This window comes from Synechocystis sp. LEGE 06083 (assembly GCF_015207725.1).
GTDB classification, from domain to species: Bacteria; Cyanobacteriota; Cyanobacteriia; order Cyanobacteriales; family Microcystaceae; genus Synechocystis; species Synechocystis salina.
This window is the reverse complement of sequence record NZ_JADEWJ010000465.1, coordinates 1-1,157: the sequence shown is the minus strand read 5'-3', so window position 1 is coordinate 1,157 and position 1,157 is coordinate 1. Positions and strand designations below refer to the sequence as shown.

Sequence of the window (1,157 nt, the reverse complement as noted above, 5' to 3'; positions counted from 1 at the left end):
CCATTACAACTTCCCCCCCTACTCTGTCGGTGAAGCCCGCCCCATGCGCTCCCCTGGCCGCCGGGAAATTGGCCACGGTGCTTTAGCAGAACGGGCTATCATACCAGTACTACCTCCCCAGGAAGACTTTCCCTATGTGGTGCGGGTGGTATCGGAAGTGCTGTCTTCCAACGGTTCCACCTCCATGGGCTCTGTTTGTGGTTCCACCCTTGCCCTGATGGATGCTGGGGTACCGATCAAAAAACCCGTCAGTGGCGCTGCCATGGGTTTGATCAAAGAAGGGGATGAAATTCGTATTCTCACCGATATTCAGGGCATTGAAGATTTCCTTGGGGATATGGACTTCAAAGTAGCTGGTACCGATTCCGGTATCACCGCCCTGCAAATGGATATGAAAATTGATGGTCTGAGCATGGAAGTAGTCTCTAAGGCCATCATGCAAGCCCTCCCCGCCCGGCTCCATATCCTCGACAAAATGTTAGCCACCATCCGGGAGCCCCGTCCCGAGTTGTCTCCCTTTGCGCCCCGGTTATTGACCCTAAAAATCGAGCCCGAACATATCGGCATGGTCATTGGGCCCGGTGGTAAAACCATTAAGGGCATCACCGAACAAACCAGTTGCAAAATCGATATTGCCGACGACGGTACTGTCACCATTGCCTCCAGCGAAGGGGAACGGGCAGAACGGGCTCGGCAGATGATTTACAACATGACCCGCAAACTCAACGAAGGGGAAGTGTACCTCGGTCGTGTGACCCGCATCATTCCCATTGGGGCTTTTGTGGAAGTGCTACCTGGAAAAGAAGGCATGATCCATATTTCCCAATTAACGGAAGGCCGGGTCGGCAAAGTGGAAGACGAAGTGGGCGTGGGTGATGAGGTCATTGTCAAAGTACGGGAAATTGACAGTAAAGGCCGCTTGAACCTGACCCGCTTGGGTATCCACCCCGATGAAGCGGCGGAAGCCCGTCGTAACGTCAGCCGGGGCTAAGTTAACTTGCTTGTGGGGGTTTAGGGCCAATTGGCCTATTGCCAATAGGAGTCAGACCTAAATTGATTTTGGGTTTGACTCTCCCAACGCCACTGATTACAAGCCAATGAGCCGCAACTGTTTTGCCTAACTTGACCAAGTAAGCTGATATCATCCCGATCCCCTG

Annotated in this window: 1 protein-coding gene; it reads left to right on the top strand. The window is 53.2% G+C overall.

What is annotated here, in order from left to right; translation table 11 throughout:
* Window positions 1-991, top strand: a 991-nt coding sequence (locus IQ219_RS19785; protein ID WP_194073759.1) for a polyribonucleotide nucleotidyltransferase, incomplete at its 5' end; no start/stop codon positions are given.
* Between the last annotated feature and the right edge of the window lie 166 nt (window positions 992-1,157).